At 60.1% G+C, this 19,336-nt stretch carries 20 protein-coding genes and 3 pseudogenes; 13 read left to right on the top strand and 10 right to left on the bottom strand.

Going from position 1 to position 19,336, the window contains the following annotated elements:
- Positions 1-10: 10 nt before the first annotated feature.
- The 5 genes and pseudogenes from ACOQPC_RS15020 to tnpC all read left to right on the top strand — a co-directional run.
- Positions 11-172, top strand: a pseudogene (locus ACOQPC_RS15020) (TetR family transcriptional regulator); the annotation flags it as partial.
- Positions 173-223: 51 nt separating this feature from the next.
- The gene (locus ACOQPC_RS15015; protein ID WP_420608163.1) at positions 224-631 is read left to right on the top strand and encodes a TetR-like C-terminal domain-containing protein; all 408 of its coding nucleotides are present in this window, start codon (positions 224-226) and stop codon (positions 629-631) included.
- Positions 632-733: 102 nt separating this feature from the next.
- Positions 734-1,231: a transposase gene (locus tag ACOQPC_RS15010; RefSeq protein ID WP_420606512.1), complete on the top strand. Its 498-nt coding sequence runs from the start codon at positions 734-736 to the stop codon at positions 1,229-1,231.
- Complete coding sequence (tnpB, locus tag ACOQPC_RS15005) at positions 1,228-1,575, top strand: IS66 family insertion sequence element accessory protein TnpB (RefSeq protein WP_420606511.1); 348 nt, start codon at positions 1,228-1,230, stop codon at positions 1,573-1,575. The genes ACOQPC_RS15010 and tnpB overlap by 4 nt, the downstream gene beginning before the upstream one ends.
- A gap of 62 nt (positions 1,576-1,637) precedes the next feature.
- Positions 1,638-3,172, top strand: a pseudogene (tnpC, locus tag ACOQPC_RS15000) (IS66 family transposase).
- 43 nt (positions 3,173-3,215) lie between these two features.
- Here the strand turns inward: tnpC and ACOQPC_RS14995 are convergent.
- The 7 genes from ACOQPC_RS14995 to ACOQPC_RS14965 all read right to left on the bottom strand — a co-directional run bounded on the left by ACOQPC_RS14995 (position 3,216) and on the right by ACOQPC_RS14965 (position 10,873).
- Positions 3,216-3,512: a WYL domain-containing protein gene (locus ACOQPC_RS14995; protein WP_420608162.1), complete on the bottom strand. Its 297-nt coding sequence runs from the start codon at positions 3,510-3,512 to the stop codon at positions 3,216-3,218.
- 256 nt (positions 3,513-3,768) lie between these two features.
- Positions 3,769-4,641, bottom strand: a complete 873-nt coding sequence (locus ACOQPC_RS14990) for a nuclear transport factor 2 family protein (RefSeq protein WP_420606510.1) — start codon at positions 4,639-4,641, stop codon at positions 3,769-3,771.
- A gap of 28 nt (positions 4,642-4,669) precedes the next feature.
- The gene (locus tag ACOQPC_RS14985; protein ID WP_420606509.1) at positions 4,670-5,851 is read right to left on the bottom strand and encodes an epoxide hydrolase family protein; all 1,182 of its coding nucleotides are present in this window, start codon (positions 5,849-5,851) and stop codon (positions 4,670-4,672) included.
- 8 nt (positions 5,852-5,859) lie between these two features.
- Positions 5,860-6,921, bottom strand: a complete 1,062-nt coding sequence (locus tag ACOQPC_RS14980; RefSeq protein WP_420606508.1) for an aldo/keto reductase — start codon at positions 6,919-6,921, stop codon at positions 5,860-5,862.
- Positions 6,922-7,059: 138 nt separating this feature from the next.
- Positions 7,060-9,378 (bottom strand): xanthine dehydrogenase family protein molybdopterin-binding subunit, encoded by a 2,319-nt coding sequence (locus tag ACOQPC_RS14975; RefSeq protein ID WP_420606507.1) that lies wholly within the window; start codon positions 9,376-9,378, stop codon positions 7,060-7,062.
- A complete protein-coding gene (locus ACOQPC_RS14970; protein WP_420606506.1) occupies positions 9,375-10,370 on the bottom strand; it encodes an FAD binding domain-containing protein in 996 nt (331 codons plus the stop codon). Before ACOQPC_RS14970 ends, ACOQPC_RS14975 begins: the two co-directional genes overlap by 4 nt.
- Positions 10,367-10,873: a 2Fe-2S iron-sulfur cluster-binding protein gene (locus ACOQPC_RS14965; RefSeq protein ID WP_420606505.1), complete on the bottom strand. Its 507-nt coding sequence runs from the start codon at positions 10,871-10,873 to the stop codon at positions 10,367-10,369. Before ACOQPC_RS14965 ends, ACOQPC_RS14970 begins: the two co-directional genes overlap by 4 nt.
- Positions 10,874-11,043: 170 nt before the next feature.
- Here ACOQPC_RS14965 and ACOQPC_RS14960 point away from each other — a divergent pair, with 170 nt between their 5' ends.
- The gene (locus tag ACOQPC_RS14960) at positions 11,044-11,949 is read left to right on the top strand and encodes a LysR family transcriptional regulator (RefSeq protein WP_420606504.1); all 906 of its coding nucleotides are present in this window, start codon (positions 11,044-11,046) and stop codon (positions 11,947-11,949) included.
- Here ACOQPC_RS14960 and ACOQPC_RS14955 read toward each other — a convergent pair.
- The gene (locus ACOQPC_RS14955; protein ID WP_420606503.1) at positions 11,940-12,266 is read right to left on the bottom strand and encodes a hypothetical protein; all 327 of its coding nucleotides are present in this window, start codon (positions 12,264-12,266) and stop codon (positions 11,940-11,942) included. The two genes, ACOQPC_RS14960 and ACOQPC_RS14955, sit on opposite strands and share 10 nt — an antisense overlap.
- 247 nt (positions 12,267-12,513) lie before the next feature.
- Between ACOQPC_RS14955 and ACOQPC_RS14950 the strand changes: the two genes are divergently transcribed.
- Positions 12,514-13,176, top strand: a complete 663-nt coding sequence (locus ACOQPC_RS14950; RefSeq protein WP_420606502.1) for an alpha/beta hydrolase — start codon at positions 12,514-12,516, stop codon at positions 13,174-13,176.
- 91 nt (positions 13,177-13,267) lie between these two features.
- Positions 13,268-14,422, top strand: a pseudogene (locus ACOQPC_RS14945) (DUF6880 family protein).
- A gap of 225 nt (positions 14,423-14,647) precedes the next feature.
- Here the strand turns inward: ACOQPC_RS14945 and ACOQPC_RS14940 are convergent.
- Positions 14,648-15,445 carry an alpha/beta fold hydrolase gene (locus tag ACOQPC_RS14940; protein WP_420606501.1) on the bottom strand — a complete coding sequence of 266 codons (798 nt, stop codon included), beginning with the start codon at positions 15,443-15,445 and terminating at the stop codon, positions 14,648-14,650.
- 466 nt (positions 15,446-15,911) lie between these two features.
- On the opposite strand from ACOQPC_RS14940, the gene ACOQPC_RS14935 reads away from it, so the two are divergent.
- From ACOQPC_RS14935 to ACOQPC_RS14920, 4 genes are all read left to right on the top strand, one after another.
- Positions 15,912-16,283, top strand: coding sequence for a hypothetical protein (locus tag ACOQPC_RS14935; protein WP_420606500.1), 372 nt, complete (start codon positions 15,912-15,914; stop codon positions 16,281-16,283).
- Between the two features lie 81 nt (positions 16,284-16,364).
- On the top strand, positions 16,365-16,910 hold the full coding sequence (locus ACOQPC_RS14930) for an SOS response-associated peptidase (RefSeq protein ID WP_420606499.1): 546 nt from the start codon (positions 16,365-16,367) through the stop codon (positions 16,908-16,910).
- 143 nt (positions 16,911-17,053) lie between these two features.
- Entirely contained in the window at positions 17,054-17,503 is a 450-nt protein-coding gene (locus ACOQPC_RS14925; protein WP_420606498.1) for a thermonuclease family protein, read from the top strand.
- A 107-nt stretch (positions 17,504-17,610) separates the two neighbouring features.
- Complete coding sequence (locus tag ACOQPC_RS14920; protein ID WP_420608161.1) at positions 17,611-17,997, top strand: MucR family transcriptional regulator; 387 nt, start codon at positions 17,611-17,613, stop codon at positions 17,995-17,997.
- 134 nt (positions 17,998-18,131) lie between these two features.
- Here the strand turns inward: ACOQPC_RS14920 and ACOQPC_RS14915 are convergent, their stop codons facing one another.
- On the bottom strand, positions 18,132-18,647 hold the full coding sequence (locus ACOQPC_RS14915) for a hypothetical protein (RefSeq protein ID WP_420606497.1): 516 nt from the start codon (positions 18,645-18,647) through the stop codon (positions 18,132-18,134).
- Between ACOQPC_RS14915 and ACOQPC_RS14910 the strand changes: the two genes are divergently transcribed.
- Positions 18,631-19,290: an alpha/beta hydrolase gene (locus ACOQPC_RS14910; RefSeq protein ID WP_420606496.1), complete on the top strand. Its 660-nt coding sequence runs from the start codon at positions 18,631-18,633 to the stop codon at positions 19,288-19,290. The two genes, ACOQPC_RS14915 and ACOQPC_RS14910, sit on opposite strands and share 17 nt — an antisense overlap.
- Positions 19,291-19,336: the final 46 nt, after the last annotated feature.

Below are 19,336 nucleotides of genomic sequence, written 5' to 3'. Positions count from 1 at the left end.
GGATTTTGCGATGGAACGCAACCGTTCCGACGAGGGCACTGCTTCATCCCGCCCACTAAGCGGTGCGGCCGTCAGGCGTACAGACGTGACTGAATCGCTGACGCGGGCGTTCTTTCGGGAATGGGCGAGCACTGGTTATTCCAGCATAAGCCTAGAGCGGGTTGCGCAGTCGGCGGGCGTTGGGAAGGCTGCTCTTTATAGGCGATGGCCCGAAAAAGCAGTCATGGCCAGCGACCTGCTGTCCCAGGTTGGGCTAACGATCACCGAGGTGGGCGATCAAGGTTCCTTGGAAGGTGACATTGAAGCTGTGCTGCTCGCACTACGTCGGGTGCTGCGTCATCCGCTGGTGAAGCGTATACTCACGGACCTTCATTCGGAAATTGAGCGTACCCCGGCACTCCAACAAGCGATACGACCATTTCAGCGGGCTCGGCGCGAGCGGATCGACGGGCTCCTTGACCGCGCGGTAGAGCGTGGTGAGATATCTTCCTCGGTGGACCGTGAGACGGCAGCCGACCTGATCGCATCGCCGCTCTACTGGCGCTTGGCAGTGTTGGGCAAACGTTCGGACAGGCATCACATCGCGCGCTTAGCAGGAATGCTCGCCGCCGCGTTTCGTGCAAGCAAATGATCCGACTTCCTTTGAGTTAGGCTCTATTAAAGATGATGCAGCTTTCGCGTTTGGAGGTAAGCGTGGCGCATAGGCCGCCTTGCCGATGGTGAGATTGCTGCGATGTTCATCGCCTTTGGGCGGAGTGGCGTAGTAGACGAAGCAGTCGGAGCTGATGCGAGAGGTCATACGAGCGCTCGTATGACTGGTCGGATCGAGGTTATTGCCCGTGTGTCAGGGCGGCGGTTCTGGAGCGTTGAACAGAAGCTGGCGATGCTGCGCGATGCTTTCGGCCCGGGTGGATCGGTGCGCGATGCCATGGAGCGGCATGAAGTCACCAGTGGGTTGCTCTACACCTGGCGTCGTAATGCGATGGCAGGGCTGCTAATCGATCGACCGTCAAAGGCATTGGCGCTACCTGCAGCGGAGCCCGGTGCGTCCTTCGCTGAGGTGAGCGTTGCCGATCCGATCGCGGTGGCGCGGCTGCCGTCATTGGCATCGTTGCCGCCTGCGATGTCAGGCAAGATCGCGATCGAGCTGCCCAGCGGGATCAAGCTGAGCGTCGATGCCTCGGTCGATGCCGAAGCACTTGGCCGCGTGCTGTCGGTGCTGGAGCGATGATCGCGCTTCCGCCAGCAACGAAGGTTTGGCTGGCCTGCGGCGTAACCGATATGCGCAAGGGTATGTGCGGGCTTGCGGTCATGGCGCAGGAGGTCCTGAAGCAGAACCCGCACTCGGGTGCTGTCTTCGCATTTCGGGGACGGAGCGGCGATCTGATCAAGCTGCTCTGGTATGACGGCCAAGGGTTCTGCCTGTTCTCCAAGCGGATCGATCGCGGCAAGTTCGTCTGGCCGATGAGCCAGACCGGCACCGCGCATCTGTCCGCATGCCAGCTGTCGATGCTTTTGGAAGGCGTCGACTGGCGCCGTCCAGAGCGAACCTGGAGGCCAGCGCTGGCAGGCTAATAAATGGCGTAATACCGCCGTTTTTGATGGTTTTTCGAGCGCCGATTCGGTAATGATGGGGAGTGCCACAGGACGCCGTTTCTACTCCCGATCGGGATGCACTGATCGTCAGCCTGCACACCCAGATCGATGCCCGCGACCGCGTAATCGAGATGCTCCGCACCCAGCTTGCACGGCTGCGCCGGATGACCTTTGGCACCTCATCCGAGAAGCTAGCGCGCGAGATCGAGCAGCTGGAACTGGCGCTGGAAGAGTATGAGGCCGACGCGGCCATCGCCGATGTCAGCGCGCCAGATATCGTAAAGTCCGATCGGCCCGCACCGGTCCGTTCGCTGCCACCACATCTGCCGCGTGACGAGGTCGTCCACGAGCCTGTGACCGGCTCCTGCACCTGTCCATCTTGCGGCGGCGCGCTTCGCCGCCTCGGTGCCGATGCCGATGAGATGCTCGATGTGGTGCCGGTCAGCTGGCGTGTCGTGCGTAATATTCGGCCCAAGTATAGCTGCCGCGCCTGTGAGAGGATCGTGCAGGCACCGGCACCGCCCAAGCCGATCGCGCGCGGCAAGGCGACGTTCGGCACGGTCGCCCATATTGCCGTGGCCAAGTTCGATCATCACCTGCCGCTCTATCGCCAGGCCGAGATGATGGCAGCGCAAGGCGTCGAGATCGACCGCTCGACCCTTGCCGGTTGGATAGGCCAAGCCGCGCATTTGCTCGACCCGATCGTCCAGCGCATCCGCGAGGAGGGCCTCAAGGCGAGCAAGCTCCACGCTGACGACACGCCGGTAAAGGTTCTGGCTCCCGGCACCGGCAAGACCGCGACCGCCAGCTCTGGGCCTATGTCGTCGATGACCGCGCTTCCGGCGCCGCCACACCGCCGCTGGCTTGGTATCGGTTCACCGCCAACCGCGCTGGCATCCACCCCAGGCGCGAGCTCGCCGGATTCAACGGCTTCCTTCAAGCCGATGCCTATTCCGGGTTCAATGGCCTCTACACCGATGGCCGGATATCCGAGGTTGCCTGCTGGGCTCATTTCCGGCGCGAGATATTCGAACGCCACAAGCAGCAGCCGATAGCGCTCACCACCGATCTGCTGGGCCGCATCGGCAAGCTCTACGCGATCGAAGCCGAGATCCGCGGCCAGTCTGTCGATATCCGACGAAGCACCCGTCAGGAGCGGTCGCGGCCGCTGGTAACGGCGCTTCGCGTCGCGCTCGACGACGCCTTGCGCAAGCTGTCGCCAAAATCGCCCATGACCAAGGCCATTCGATACGGCACCAAGCGATGGACCGCGTTCACCCGCTTCCTCGATAATGGCCAGCTCGAGATGGATAACAATATCGCCGAGCGTGCCATTCGCCCCATAGCCGTCGGCAGGAAGAACTGGCTGTTCGCGGGCTCCCAGGCAGGCGGCGAGCGCGCCGCCGCAATCTACTCCGTCATCGAGACCGCCAAGATGAATGGCATCGAGCCGCAGAGCTACATCGCCGACATCATCACAAAGATCGCAGCGGACTGGCCCGCCTCCCGCTGGGATGAGCTCATGCCCTGGAACTGGCGGCCGCTGATCGAAGAACCCGTCGCCAAAGCGGCCTGACCTGCGTCCCACAGGCCACGCTTACGTTTGGAGCGCGAGATGTTCATGCACTCCATCGCGATCCTGGCAGCCAAATTTTCGGCCGGTTGGCCCAAGGGCGCCTCTCGCGCTTGCGAAGCTCTGCCGACCGCCATGCATCCCAGCGTCGGAGCAGAGATCCGCGTGACTCGCCGATCGGCTGATCCAGAGGTTTGGCAGCTTGCATCCGATTGATGCGGAAGCGCAAAAAGGTATCCCGCAACTCGCACCGCGCGATCAGCACGCGTCTGGTGGCAGAGTAGCCAAGCGATAAAGGCCAGACGATCCGCTCGGTACGCTCGCCGTTTTCGGCGCAGTATATCAGGCACAGCTTAAGCCTGTTGCGTATACAATCGTCAGCCTAATCATGCCCATCTCAAAAGCCGCAAAAGCCGCTTAGCATCAACATAAGATCGCCAAATGCCAACCTCGTCTACCTGATGCTGGAATCTAGCAGGCAGGACGACGCCAACCCGACGGTGCAGTAACTACTTCTTCGACATTCCGTGCTATCGCTCCGCCCGGTGTGAAAATTACCAGTAACGGCGCCATCCATATCGAAACGATCGACCTGAGCCTCACCGCCGAGCCATCGGCGCGGGGCCACCTGGCCCGAACGCCGCCAGCACCGGCAAGGGATTCCAATACTCTCGGAAGAGCGTCAGCCGGCCAGACTCGGCTTTGGCGATCGCAAGATACTTCTGCCGATAAACGTCCCCATCGCGAGCGTCGCGGACGAGCCCCTCATACTCCAATAGCGCCATGTGTTTGTCCTCGGCCGGATAGTGGCCTGTCTGCACCATTCCGTCCGACTTCTGCACGGCGGTCAGCCGCTCATAGTAGGCGGAGATTGCATCCTTACCCTGTAACCGTCGCATCGCACCGGGCGGCGCGAACGGGCATTCGAGAACAGCATTTTCGGCAAATAGGTCCAAAAAAGAGTTCCCCGCTAGGTTGAGCTGGTCACCCAACGCCCCTTTTAGCATGGCTTCGAGATCGGTTGTTGGACCATCTAGAGGTGTGTCGTCGAGCGGAGTGCTGGCAGCCTTCGCAATGACCCCTGGGATATTGAGCGGGTCAAGATACTCCCGGTAGAGTCCGATGCGGCCCCCATGCGTCTGCGCAACCGCGACATAGTCCTGCTCAAAAGGAGTTTTGGACTCGCCGGCGCTGGCGCGAGCATGGTATTCAAGTACCATTCCACCCGCATTGATGGGATGTGCTTCCTTCAAATCAAACCGGTAAAATATGGTCGACCCCGCTATTTCGGCCAAGAAGTCAGCCATGGCGGACTTTCCTTCCTTCCGGACGCCGCCGCCCATCCCAAACGGGAACTCAAACACCGCATCCTCGTGGAACATGTCGAGATACTCGTCAACTCCGGGCGCGAGCCGATCTCCAAGCGAGGCTCTGGTCATGTCTGTGACTGGTTGGACCATCGGAAAACGCAAGGGCAAACTCCTTTTGATGAAAAGTGTTCTAGTAACCGGTGCGGAAGGTGCGGAAGGCTTGGCAAACTTCTGGAGTAAATAGGTCAGGCCGTTCAAAGGCCGCAAGATGACCGCCCGTTTCCACCTCGTTCCAGCTGATGATGTTGCGAAGCAGCCGCTCGGCCCGATGGCGCGGCGTGTAGGTCACGTCGTCTAGGAAAAGTGTGACGGCGACCGGCAGCTCCACCGGCGAAGACAGCGCACCGTCCGCCAGGCTCTCCCAGTAGAGGCGGGCTGACGACGCGGCGCTGTCCGTCAACCAGTAGAGCATGATGTTGTCGATCATTGCATTGAACCCGAACGCATCCTCCGGTTCGCGCGACGGATCCATCCACCCCTTGTACTTCTCGTAGATCCAAGCAGCCTGACCAGTTGGGGAATCGGCCAAGGCGTAGCCTAGCGTCTGGGGCCGTGTTGCCTGCTCTTTCACGTAGCCGATCTCCTCGGCCGCGTAGCGCTCGGCCTTGGCGCGCGCACGCTGGGCATCCGGGCCGTTGTCATGGTCGTCTACGGAGTCGCTGGCGATATCGACTGTATTGAGATGGACGGCAACGCAACCGGAAGGTGCGGCGGCCGCCAAATGTGAGGTTACCATCGCGCCCCAATCGCCGCCCTGCGCGACCCAGCGACCGTATCCCAATCGATCCATCAGTTCCGCCCAGGCCGTCGCGATGCGCCCGACCGTCCATCCGGCCGACTCGGGCTGCGCCGAGAATCCGAAGCCGGGTAAGCAGGGCAGAACGAGGTGGAACGCGTCGCCCGCGTCGCCGCCGTGAGAGACCGGATCGGTCAATGGTCCCACAACCCGATTGAACTCAAGTATCGAGCCGGGCCAACCATGGGTCATGATCATCGGCAGGGCGTCGGTCTCCGGAGAGCGAATGTGGAAGAACGCGATCTCCAAGCCGTCCAGCGTCGTGACGTGCGGACACCAGCTATTCAACATCGCCTCGCAGCGCCGCCAGTCGTAAGTATTCAGCCAATAGTCGTTAAAAGCCTTCATCCGGCCGAGCGGCACGCCCTGGGACCAGTCCTCGACCGTCTCACGCGTCGGCCAGCGGACATCCTGCAGACGACGACGAAGGTCAACGAGCGCCTCCTCCCCAACAGAGACGCGTGCAGAACGGACGCGTTCGCGGAGGCCATCGTCGGCTCCGTCGAGTTGCAGCAATCCAGACATCATCCCGCTTGGCCCGGTGACCAGCTGGAGACGGATGTCCCACCAAAAATGCTCGACTTCACGCTGTCGGTAAAGCCCAGATATGGAAAAGCGGGCTCCAGCGCGCTTGCCTTGTCCAGCGCGGCGCGTTGGTCGTCGGTCAGGACAAAGTCGAGCGCCGCCGAATTCTCGGTTACCTGTTCGGGTCGGCTGGCTCCCAGTAGCAGCGCGTCGACCCCCGGCCGGTTTATCGTCCAGGCGAGCGCAACTCTGGCGGGCGGGACGTCGGCCTCTTTCGCGACCTCCTTCAGCGCGTCGAGAATGCTCCAGTTGCGGTCCGTGAATTTGCTGCCTCCGAGTGGATTGTCGCCATTCAGGCGACCGTCGCCTTCTCGTTTGTCGTCACGCTCGTACTTGCCGGTCAGGAAACCTCCCGCAAGCGGACTCCAAGGCACGAGCCCCAAACCGAGTTCGCGCACCATTTGCACATGTTCGTGCTCTGGGGTCCGCTCAACCAGCGAATATTCCGACTGAATGGCGATAGGCCCAGGCAGGCCGCGTTCGGCGGCCATCACCACGATCTTTGTCGCGTACCAGGCGGGGACGTCGGACAGCGCATAGTATCGGATCTTGCCTGCGCGGACGAGGCCGACCAATGTCTCAAGCATCTCGTCGGCCGGGGTCGTCATGTCCCAGAAATGCGACCAGTAAAGGTCGACGTAATCTGTGCCGAGACGCCGCAACGACGCATCAACTGCTCGATATATATTTTTGCGGCCGTTACCGCCGGCGTTCGGATTGCCCTGATCCAGATTCCAGGTGAACTTCGTTGCTATGACCAGCTTGTCACGCAACGATCGGTCGGCGACGTAGCGTCCAAGCATTTCCTCGCTCACCCCGCCTCCGTAGACGTCTGCCGTATCTATGAAGTTGCCGCCCGCCTCCACATAAGCATCAAGGATCGCGTGCGCGCCATTCTCCTCGGCACCCCAGCGCCCGGCTCCGAACGTCATTGTTCCAAGAGCAAAAGGGCTAACGACTAGGCCAGATCGGCCAAGGGTGCGGAATGAGGTGAGATCCATGTTCATATCCTTGAGGAAGGTTCTAGTTAAGCTCTATCACCGAAAGGTTCGTCTGGTTGCGCGTACAAGGCCGAGGGGGCCGTGGACCCGGAGATTAAACCGGGTAAGACGGCCCGATCATGTTGGCGGACGGAATGCTCACGTCTGCGCGCTCAATCCCGCCAGCACCTTGTCGAGCGTGATCGGAAGGTTGCGAATGCGCACGCCGCAGGCGTCGTGGACCGCGTTTGCGACCGCAGCCCCTACGCCTGTCACGCCGATCTCGCCAATGCCATGCACGCCCATCGGGGAGAGCGGATCCGGGATATCGGTCCAGATCACATCGATTTCCGGCACGTCCAAGTGCACGGGCACGTGATACTCGGCAAGGCTCGGATTCATGAAGCGGCCCGTTCGTTTATCGAAAAGAGCCTCCTCTGTAAGTGCCAAGCCCAGTCCCATAACGATCGCGCCGCGAAATTGGCTGGCCGCCGTCTTTGGATTGAGGATCCGCCCCGTATCGAACGACCCCAACCAGCGCGAAATACGTACCTCGCCGGTAATGGAGTTGACCCGCGCTTCGCAGAACTGCGCACCGTATGAGTGCATTGAATACTTCATGATCTCGAGCGGCATCGACCCACTCGCCTCGGCTGCGATCGACTTCTCTCCGGCGCCTTCGAGTAGAGACACGTAGCTCTCGCACTGATCGGGGGCGTCGATCCGGCAGAGGCCGCCATTCCGGGACATCACCTCGTCGTGCTTCGCGCCTTTGAGCGCGGAGCCGCTGCCAACAAGCTTCAGCAACTTCTTCAGAAGCGCCTCGTGAGCCGCCATGACTGCACCGATGACCGTAGCTGACTGCGACGAACCGCCGGCAATAGTGCCCGCGGGCAGATCACTGTCGCCATATTGGAAGGTCACTAGGTCGATCGGAAGCCCGAGCCGGTCGGCGGCATGCTGCGCCTGTACGGTGGCCGTGCCCATTCCCATCTCGTGGACAGAAGATTGCACCACAGCGCGTCCATCCACCGTCAGCTCGATGCGGGCCGCGCAGCCGGGCATTCTGTAATAGGGGTAATAGGCGCTAGCGACGCCTTGGCCGATCAGCCATTCCCCGTCGCGCCTGCTTTCGGAGGACGAGTCGCGCCCCTTCCAACCAAACCGCGTCGCCCCGTCCTCGTAGGCCTGTAAAAGGTTGCGGCTGGAAAAAGGCGTGTCTTTGGTAGGATCGCGTTCGGGCTCCATGCGGCGGCGCAGCTCGATTGGATCCACGGCCATCGCTATAGCTAGCTCGTCCAAGGCGGATTCCAGTGCGAAGGTGCCTACCGCTTCGCCAGGCGCGCGCATCGATGTGTTGGCGACCATGTCGAGCCGGACAACCTCCTGCGCGATGAACAGCGCGGCGGCGGCGTACATGTGGCGTGTAGAGAAGGTAAATTGCTCCGGAAATTCGTTGTAGCGGGTCATCGCGGTTGTTCCCGTGTGGATCAACGATGCCAACGTTCCGTCCGCCTTCGCGCCCAAAGCCACGCGCTGTTTGGTCAAAGTGCGCCCTCCTGTAACGCGAAAGACCTCCTCGCGGCTCAACACGATACGGACGGGCCTTTCGGCCAGCTTGGCGGCCGCGATCGCCAAGAGTTGATGGCTCCAGACGTACTTGCTCCCAAAGCCACCGCCGACGAACGGCGACAACACCCGGACGTTCTTCTCCTTCAGCCCAAAGACTTTTGCATAAGCAGATTTCGCATCCGCGATCGTCTGCAACGAATCGTGGACTAGAAGATCGCCTGCACCGTTCCACACGATCGTCGCGGCGTGTGGCTCGATGGCCGCATGATACAGCCGCGGCGTAGTGTACACCTCGTCGACCACGTGGGCCGCCTCGCCGAGAGCATCTTCGGCGTGCCCCATGGACACGCTTGCCGGCTCACCCAGAATGGCGTCTGGTGCCTCAGCTCCGGAAAACATCGCCTCGAAATCGAGATCTGCGTCGTTCTGTTCGTATTCCACGCCGATTAGCGACGCCCCATAATCGGCCTGCTCTTGCGTCTCACCCAAGACGAGCGCAACCGGCTCGCCGTTCCAATGGATTTCGGCGTTCTGCATTATAGGAAGATCGCTCGTGGTCGCACCGTGCGGATCGGTGAACATCTGAGGCGGCGAAGCCATCTCTGGTGCATTCTCGTGGGTCATTACCAGAATGACGCCGGGCGCGGAACGAGCTTCGTCTGCGTCGATCGACACTACCCGTCCGCGGGGGATCGTGCTGCATACCAATGCGGCATAGGTAAGCCCCTCGATAGCCACTTCGGCCGCGAAGCGCGCCTCGCCGGCTACCTTGATAGGACCATCGAGGCGCGACACCGCTTGACCAACGGCCGAACCTGCCTCGCCGGGCCCGTCAATCAGTGGGTCGACTTGCTTATCAGGCATCAGCTTTGCGGCGACCTCAGTCGCTTTCTGAATGATGCTCATGTTTTTTCTCCCGATTTAGCAACCAGATCCAGCATTGATGCAACGATGACATTGCTCACCAGTGCGACCTTAAAACCGTTTCCAGGCAGGGGCTCTGCTTTAGCCAACTCGAGTTCTACCGCATGTCGGAATGCGTCTTCCGTCGCGAGCTGACCACGCAACTCGTTTTCCGCGACGATTGCACGCCAAGGCTTGTGAGCCACACCGCCTAGCGCGATGCGGACGTCCCCAATCAGGCCGTCCTTAATCTCGAGCGATGCCGCCACCGACACGAGCGCAAAGGCATAACTTGCCCGGTCGCGTACCTTGCGATAGCTGGACTGTGCGCGCTGGCGAGCGGCAGGCAATTCGATGGCCGTAACGAGTTCGCCCGGCTGCAAGTCGGTCTCCACATCAGGACTATCGCCCGGTAGACGGTGGAAGTCGGCAAAGGTGATGGCGCGAGCACCGTCCTGACCTTCCACATGCACCACCGCGTCGAGCGCCGCCAGTGCTACGCACATGTCAGACGGGTGGGTCGCGATGCACTTTGGAGAAGCGCCTAGAATGGCATGGTTGCGGTCAAAGCCACCGACCGCGTCGCATCCTTCGCCCGGAGCACGCTTATTGCAGCGCGCGGCTAAATCGTAGAAGTAGGCGCATCGGGTCCGCTGCAGAAGATTGCCGCCGACCGTGGCCATGTTCCGGATTTGTGCAGAGGCACCGGCAAGTATGGCGCGCGACAGCATCGGATAATGTTTTCGTATCGTCGGATGGTTCGCGAGAGCGGTGTTGCTCATCTCGGCCCCAATGCGGACGCTTGCATCGTCTCTCACACGGATGCCGCCGGAAAGCTTGGTCACGTCTACGAGCAAATCCGGTCGCTCGACGCCCTCGCGCATTAAATCGACGAGATTCGTGCCGCCGCCGATGTAACGCGCAGCCTGAGAGGTCCTTGAAAGCTTTATCGCGCCTTGCGTATCGGGCGCACGTTCATATCGGAACGGCTTCATTCTGAATCGCTCCCGTAGGTTTGCACGATGGCGGCCACTATCCCATTATAAGCTCCGCAGCGACACAGGTTGCCGCTCATCCTCTCCCGAACCTCCTCGCTGTCGAGCGCTGCCGCTCCCGTTGTCAAATTGGATGTGACCACGCTGGGCATACCTCGCTCGAACTCCGAGGCCATTGCGATGGCTGAGCATACTTGCCCTGGCGTGCAATAGCCGCATTGGAAGCCGTCGTGCTCTAAGAAGGCGCTCTGCAGTTGATGGAGGGAGTCCTTTGTACCGATACCTTCAATCGTTGTTACCGAGCGACCGTCATACTGCACTGCTAATGCTAAGCATGCGTTGATGCGTTCGCCGTCAACGAGAACAGTGCACGCGCCGCAGGCCCCTTGGTTACAGCCTTTTTTTGTCCCGGTTAGCTGCAGTTGATCCCTCAAAAGATCGAGAAGGGACATGCGCACATCCCACTCGCCCTCAAACATCTGATTATTAACGACTATTTGCACGGCCCTAGGCTCCTTCTCCGGGTGAGCGGTAACTACCGCGATCGATGGCTCTCGTTTATTTCAAGATAAATATTCGGACGAGATCACCGTTTACGTAGGTCAGGCTAGCAAGGGTTCGACTGTTCGAATAGTGGGGGTATACGGGATGGTCTTATGAATGGAGTGCAGCAATGGAGCGCGGCGACCTAGGTGCCCTGATCGCTTTTGCGGCAGTCGCGAAGGAAAAGAGTTTCACTCGGGCTGCGATTGGCCTTAACCTATCGCCCTCCGCTGTTAGCCACTCGATCAAAACACTGGAAGAAAGGCTCGGCATCGGTCTGCTGAACCGGACGACCAGAAGCGTAGCTGTCACGGAGGCAGGGGAGCAATTACTCCATAGGCTCCAACCCGCACTGGGCGATATCGATACCGCGATAGATGAACTTCTCGCCATGCGCTCCACGCCGAGTGGTGTGATCCGCATCACGGCAGTCAAGCACGCCCTAGACAAAGTGCTTTTGCCAACCCTCAATGAGTTCCTTTCCGACTTTCCCGATATCACGCTGGAATTATGTGCCGATGACGCAATTGCTGACGTTGTTGCTGCCGGATATGATGCCGGGGTCCGGCTCGGGGAGCGAGTAGACCGAGACATGGTGGCAATCCGGATAAGCCCGGAGATCTTCACGGCAGTCGTAGGAACTCCTGAGTACTTCGCGAGGCACCCAGTGCCTACGTCGCCCCGCGACCTCGCCCGACACCAATGTATCGGCCACAGGATGGCGACAGGAGGGCTACATCCGTGGCCTTTTGTGGAAGAGGGTCGGTCGTTTCAAGTCAAAGTTCAAGGTAATCTGGTCTTCAACGACAGTAATCTTATATTGTCCGCTGCTCTTCGTGGACAGGGTCTGGCGTACCTCTTCGCCGATGAGGTAGAGCCTTACATCCGTTGCGGCAAACTCGTTTCGGTACTTTCAGAGTCGACTACAACCTTTCCAGGTTATTACTTCTTTTACCCTAACCGCCGCCGACAGCGCCCGGCTTTGGCAGCTTTTATAAATCATCTTCGAAAGATTAACAGTAGGGATCACTCATAACACAGGCCCGAATTGTCCGTAGGCTTAGAATCTGACGGAAAAAGAAGTTGGGTGTTATCAGCATGATATGATTCGGCTTGAATTCGTCGGCAATGATTTTTTTCGCGCTTCAGTCGAGCTAGTTCAGCCGGTAAAATGATGATTGGCACGAAGTGATCGACATCGAGATCACTGAAGGCGATGAGATCGCCGGTATAGGTGCAGCGCCTTTTACGCGCTTCCCAGATCGCTGCAAGCGTTTCGGTAGGGAGGTGCTTGCAGTTGGTGCCGGTGGGTTGAGTTGCCTTGTTCTGATCCATGGTACTGAGATGAAGCATTATTTGCCGTACCGCCAGCGGTGCACGACCTTAAATTAGCGGTAATCCCGTTGAGCCAGCACATTGACTTTTTCCGCGGCTGCGGTCACCGAAGCCGACCGGAAGCTGTCGGCTCAACATTAGCCAATCTTCCTTCATGAATCTCCGTTGTCCACAGCATTCTCTCTAATGAGTGTAGCTACCCCTAACCTGAGGAAGTTCCGACCGCCACGGGCATGTGGCCTTCCCTGATGCGAGAAAACATCCGTTGTCCAAGATCGTCAATGGCGCAAGTCTGCAGCCCCGTTCCGGATTGGCCCCCAAGCAGATCGTCATTCTCTTGCACGGTTATGGATCGAGTGGCTCCGACCTTATTGCGCTCGCTCCGCATTGGCAGGATGCGCTGCCCGATGCCCTTTTTCTGGCCCCGCCTGCGCCGCAGCGGTGCGGGACGATGAGCGCAGGCTATCAATGGTGGGCGCTATCAGAGCTCAATTCTTCCGCGCTTGCCGCGGGCACGGCTTCGGCAGCGCCGGCAGTCACCACGTTTATCGATCGCAAGCTGGAACAGTATGGACTGACTGACGCCGACCTGGCGCTCGTCGGGTTCAGCCAAGGGACGATGATGGCGCTGCATGTCGGCCTGCGCCGATCGCGACCGGTTTCCGGGATCGTTGGGTATTCCGGGATGCTGACGGCAACAACCGAGCTTGAACACAAGGACTTCGTCAAGCCTCCAGTGCTGCTGGTCCATGGGACCGCCGACCCGGTAGTCCCCGTCGCCGCGCTCCAGAGCGCAGAGACCGAACTGAAGCGCCTCGGTGTGCCGGTTACCACTCACCTATCAGATGGGCTGGGCCACAACGTCGATGCCGTTGGCCTCCAACTCGGCCGCGACTTCCTGGTTGAGGCGCTTGCTCAGGCAAGATGACAGCCATGGCAGGATGGAAAAAACCTGTGGATGAAAAAAGCTCGCGGCCGAGAGCTTGGTCGCGCTCGGCTCGGATCGGATCGCCGAGCTCATGCAAGGTCAGGCAAAAGGTGATCCGCTGTTCGCCCAAACCATTCGGATGGCGTTAGCGGCAAAAACGGATGTCTCATCGCTGGCCCACGAGATTGGCAAGCGACTGAAAACTATCAAGCGTTCGCGCAGTTTTATCGACTGGCAGAACGTCTCGCCATTGGCACGCGAACTGGATCAGCTTCGACAGGCCATCATAGGGCCACTGACAGAGCAACAGTCATCTCTCGCCATCGAGCAGATGCAGCTGTTCCTCTCCGTCGCCGAACCCGTTTATGAACGGGCGGACGACAGCAGCGGATCGCTGGGAGATGTTTTTCGTCAAGGCGGACAGGATCTTGGAGCCCTGTGTTCACGGTCAGGAGATCAGGAACCGGCCATTCTAGCCGCCAAAATTCTCTCGCTCATCGAGGCAGATGGCTACGGCACCCTTGATGATCTGCCTGAAGCAGCCTCGCCTGCGCTTGGAAAGGAAGGCCGCGCCGCAATGCGGACATTGCTGCTGGAGCGCCAAGCTGCGCTGTCGGGCGATCAATGACGTCGCTATGATTACAGTGTCAATTGGCTGCTACCAAGGCTCGCCGATCTCGATGATGATGTCGACGCTTTCATTGCCACGGTTGATCCTAAGCGCAGCAATGCCTTACTCAATGCGCGGGTTGCCGAACGATTGATCGCCCATGGCCGTGCCGAGGAGGCGCTCCAGTGGCTCGACGCGCCGGCCGACAGCGCCTACAATGACCGCGAACTTGCCACTCTACGCCTGCAGGCATTCGAAAAGCTTGGTAGAAACCTAGATGCACAGGCGCAGCGCCGGGATATTTTCGAGCAATGGCTCGATCCCAATGTCCTCCGCGTCTGACTGAAGGAATTGCCCGATTTTGATGATTTCGAGACGGAACAGCAGGCCCTGAACCTTGCAGCCAATCATCCTGACGCCTTGCTGGCGCTTGATTTTCTGATCGGCTGGAACAGCCTGCCTCGCGCGGCGGCACTGGTAGTGGGGCGTCTCGATGAACTCAATGACCGCCGATACAATGTGCTGCGCCCCGCGGCGGAAACGCTGGGGATCGACTATCCTGTGGCTGCCACGCTGCTTTATCGACACCTAGGCTTAGGACCTATTAAAAGGATTCCCATGGGTGTGGTTATGTGATTCAAAGGCAGCGCTGAGGAGGCGTTGCCATGAGTGATCTGACGACCGTCCGCGTCGCTGACGTCTGGGTGCCGATGCTATTCGAGCGTGCGGCTAGCCCATCATCAGGCTGCCATTCGTGCGGAATCGGGCTGATCGACCGCTTTTGGCGTCTGGAACAGAATGTCCGCTGTACGGTGCTCTCGCGCTGGAAGCGGACAGTCCGCTGTCGGCCCATATGCAGACTTAATCAGACCCGGTCCCTTCGAGTATGATGTCCGCGACGTCGCGCGGTCTGTCCCAAATCGAATAATGGCCACTGCCTTCGATCCAGTGGAACGCGGTCTGAGGGAATGCGGCGCGGGCACGGGGCGCTTGGCGCAAGAGGCACAAGCGATCCTTGTCACCCCAGGCGATGGCGACGCGCCCGGCCTGCAGTGACGCCGGGCCGGACTGTGCCGGGCCGCTCGCCAGATCCTTGATCAAGGGGACGACCGTTCGCGTTTCGGCGAACGCCACAAGTTCCCTTTCCACCATGGCCTTGTCGAGAGCCCAGGGCCGCGCCGAAAGCTGAGCGAGCAGGGCCGTCCGCGAAACCGGCGACCCGCTCAGCGTTCCCAGTTGGCCCCTCAGCGCGTGCAGGAGCTTTTGCGAAGCGGTCAGCGTCCATTTGAAATATGTCCGCTCCCAGCCGCGCCAGAAGCCACCCGGATTGAGTGCGACGACATTTCCGACGCAGCCGCGCCGCGCCATCTCCAGCACCAAGCGCCCGCCTAGCGAGAAGCCCGCAACATCGATGGAGGTGAGTCCGTTTTGCTCGATATATTCCTGCAAGTCGTCGGCCAGGCCAGCGAAGGTGCCGCTATCGGCGCGCGCTGCCGTGTCGCCATGGCCGGGCAAGTCGATCGTGAAGACTTCCCTTTGTCCGGCCAGAAGCGGCACGATCGGCGACCATGATCTGCCATTGCCCCCCAGCCCATGAACCAGCAGAAGCTTTGATCCGCTTCCTTGAGTGCTCGCTTTGATCTGAGTGTGTGTTGTCATGACGCCGCTTCTCTAGCCCGTCGCGCCAGCGATAGCCACCAACCGCGACTAAAACGGAACCTGCACTTCCGGAGCGATGAAGATATTGGGGGCGGAGCGGTCAACGGATTTGTCGACGAAGACGTGGAGCTGGCGATAGCGGCGGCTGCACCCGCCCCGATGGCGGTGGCCGCGCCTGCTGCTCCGATGGAAGTGGCCGTGGAAACGACCGCAGACATACCAGCCGTCGCGCCTGGCGAATAGTGGATCGGGAGCCGCGCTCGCCGCTTGGCAGCGCGGCTCTTTCGACGACCGATCCGAAACCCATCGGATTAGCGCTTTCCTACAGGGAACAAAATGTGAACATATAGCCGCCTCACGAATCAGGAGGTGGACCGATGATCGTTCTCAACGCCGCAATGACGCTGGCCATCGCTGCTTTGCTCACCGCTATCTCATCGCTGGTTTGGGCGGTGCGCAGGAAGCCGTGAGCTACGTTACCGACAGCCAGCTGATACGCATTGCGCTGAACGTCCTGGAGGATGCAGCCGCCCGATCGCACGATGAACCGGTTCGTCGAACCTATGGCATCCGGTTGGCGCTGGGCTATCTTGTAGGCCGGCGGCAATGCGATCGCTGGCCGTTTGATGCGTTCTGGCAGGCTCTGGAACTGGCAAGGCCGAATGACCGCTGGACCAGCCTCAACGCGGCGCTAAACGGAATCTACCTGCAGCTGCGCATGAGGCGAGACCAATCGGCGGTCACCGAGTTTGAGCGCGATGCTCGCAAGCGGCTGGGGCGGAAGGGAACCGATGAGCGGAACGAGCGCAACTGGGGCGGGGACAAGGGCCGCGGCTAGATCGTCCTTGGCAGTGTCAGCGGCGCGCGTCATGGTTGCGGGATGTGCAATCTCTACCGTATGACCTCGACCGTTGCCGAAATGGCGAAAGTGTTTGGGCCGTTCGAAGGCGATCGAAGCAACCTCGCCAGCTTCGATGCCATCCATCCCAACCGCGAGGCACCGGTTCTTCGGCAGATAGATGGCGCACTGGCCCTGGACACGATCCTGTGGGGCGTTCCGCCGCCTGCCAAGGCCAGCCGCCCGGTGACCAATGTACGTAATCTCTCAAGCCCTTTCTGGCGATCGATGCTGAACACGCCGGAGCGGCGGTGCCTCGTGCCTGTCACGGCCTTTTGCGAGTGGGAAGGCGAGAAGGGCGCAAAGCAAAAGGTCTGGTTCGGAAGGACCGACACGCCGCTGTTCGCATTTGCCGGGATATGGCGGCCGACCGAGGACGGTCCGCGCATGGCGTTCCTGACTACCGAAGCGAACAGGATCGTGGGAGCGGTTCATCCCAAGGCGATGCCGGTGCTCCTGGATGCTGCCGATCACGACACCTGGCTGACCGGCGATTACGAGGCTGCCACGGGGCTGGCCAAGCCCTTTGATGACAGCCGGATGGAAATTGTCGAGCGCGGCGTTTAGGCTAGTGTCGCAAGGGGGGGAATGAGAATGCGCGAATGGGGAACGAAGCGAAACGATAAGCCGCAGCCTGTCGTCGAATGGACAGTCGGCATCGTAGCCGTTGTCTTTTCTGCCGCGTTGATCTGGGGCATAGTTAGCAGCTTATGATCCTCGCACTGATGCTCGCGAGCGCTGTTCCGATCATTCCCGACGGACAGGCCTTCAACTTCACTCCCACGCACGTCTGGGACGGAGACGGGCAGATATGGTGCGAGGAAGGCCCTCGCATTCGCTTGGCAGGCATTGCGGCGCGCGAGATGGATGGCAGCTGCAGGCCGGGCCATCCATGCCCTGACGCCGATCCTGTGGCGGCAAGGGACGCGCTGGCCAATCTGGTGGGAAAGCAGGTCGGGCGATCCTCCTACGGCCATGTGCTGGTCGTGGGCCCGACGATGCTCTGTCGCTCGACTGGCGGCGCTGGTGGCGACCGGATTGGGGCGTGGTGCATGTCTCCCCGCGGCGGCGATCTGTCCTGGGCGATGGTGCGGGATCATTGGGCTGCAGTCTGGCAGCGATATTGGGGAACGCATCGATGCGCGATCATCAATTCCTAAGGCTGGATTCCGCATCTACCTTTTGGACCGGGCGATCAGACAGAAAGTCATATTAGGTTTCTGCTTTGGCCGCTATCGCCGCAATTCGTCTTACAGGAAACCAGCCAATGACAAGCTTGCTCGAACTCACCGCCGACATTGTTGCAGCGCATGTCAGCAACAACAGCGTTGCGGTCAATGATCTCGCTCCTTTGATCTCGAGCGTTCACAACAGCCTGTCCGGCATCGACCGCACAGTCGAAATTGAGGCAAGCGCCGAGCCGGCGGTTCCGGTGAAGGACGCGCTAACCCGTAATAAGATTAGATGCCTGGAGTGCGGATGGTCGGGCAAGACGCTGAAACGCCACCTGTCCTCATCGCATGATATGACGCCGGAGGACTACCGCGAACGGTTCGAGTTGCGCGCCGATTATCCGATGATCACCAAGGCCTATTCCGAAAGTCGCTCCCAGATGGCGAAGGATTTGGGCTTGGGTCGCAAGCCTGCCGCTTAAACTTTGCGGGCATTTGTTGGCCGCGAAGGTGATCGCTGCCGAAACGCCGCTGTCTTATAGGGTATGGTCGCGAACTACAGATCAATATGTGGCGCAACCGCCTCATCAGAACGTCGGCGTCGAATGGGTAGAATTCAATTTGCCTTTGACACCTGACGCGTTGACTTGGTCGTGATCGTTGGCGGGATCGTGCGGATATTCGCCGCATATTCGGCCGGCAGGACAAAAATCCAGAACTCAATCCCAGCCCACTCTTTGGGGGCAGCCCCCCTGATCAGGTCGATTATCAGCATCAGCACCGCCAGCAGGCGGAAGAACATGAAGCTGGCGGTCGGGCTGTCAGCCCGCCTGCCGGCGGACACCATCATGATCACGCTGATGCCGCCCCAGATGAGGGAGCCGATCAGCGCTTTTGCATGATAGAAGCCATCGCAAGCGGCAATGAACCAAAACAGCCGTGCGACCGCGAACTGGCTCTGCCGCGTAAGTTGGCACAGATTGATGATCGGCAGGACAAAAAATTTCTTGCCGATCAAATGATCGAGCTTTGCGAATGACATTGGGCCACGATAGCGGCAGAAGTCCTCGGCGGCCACGAACAAGTGGCGCTTAACCGATGCGAGAGAAAGCCCTTTGTCCAAGATCGTCAATGGCGCCAGCCTGAAGCCTCGGTCCGGTGCTCCGCCCAAGCAGATCATATTGCTTCTGCATGGTTTTGGATCGAGCGGCACTGACATGATCGGGCTCGCACCGCATTGGCAGGACGCGCTTCCCGATGCGTTGTTTCTGGCGCCTCACGCACCGCAGCGATGCGGCATGATCGGACCAGGTTACCAATGGTGGGATCTGTCAGGCTTTTCGCCATCCGCGCTTGCCGCAGGCGCTGCTTCGGCCGCGCCGGCGATTGACGCCCTTATCGACCGCAAGCTGAAGCAATACGGATTGACTGAGGCGGATCTGGCACTGGTCGGATTTAGCCAAGGCACGATGATGGCGCTGCATGTGGGGCTTCGTCGACCGCGACCGGTTGCCGCCATTGTCGGCTACTCAGGGATGCTGACGGCCACGCCAAAGCTTGCGCATAATGACTTCCCCAAGCCTCCCGTGCTACTGGTCCATGGCACAGCCGACCCGGTGGTTCCGATCGCGGCGCTCCACAGTGCAGAAGGCGAGCTGCGGCGCCTCGGCGTGCCGGTTACCGTTCAATCGCATGGGCTGGCGCACAGTGTCGATCCTGATGGTCTGAAGCTCGGCCAGGATTTCCTGGTTGAGGCGTTCGCCCATTGCTCTTGACCGCGCGGAGCAAGATTGCCGTGGAGACTGCAGGCGGCCATGAGGT

This window comes from Novosphingopyxis sp., from assembly GCF_965218915.1.
Taxonomy (GTDB): domain Bacteria; phylum Pseudomonadota; class Alphaproteobacteria; order Sphingomonadales; family Sphingomonadaceae; genus Novosphingopyxis.
The sequence above is the reverse complement of the archived record's forward strand: the minus strand, read 5'-3'. Positions and strand labels throughout refer to the sequence as shown.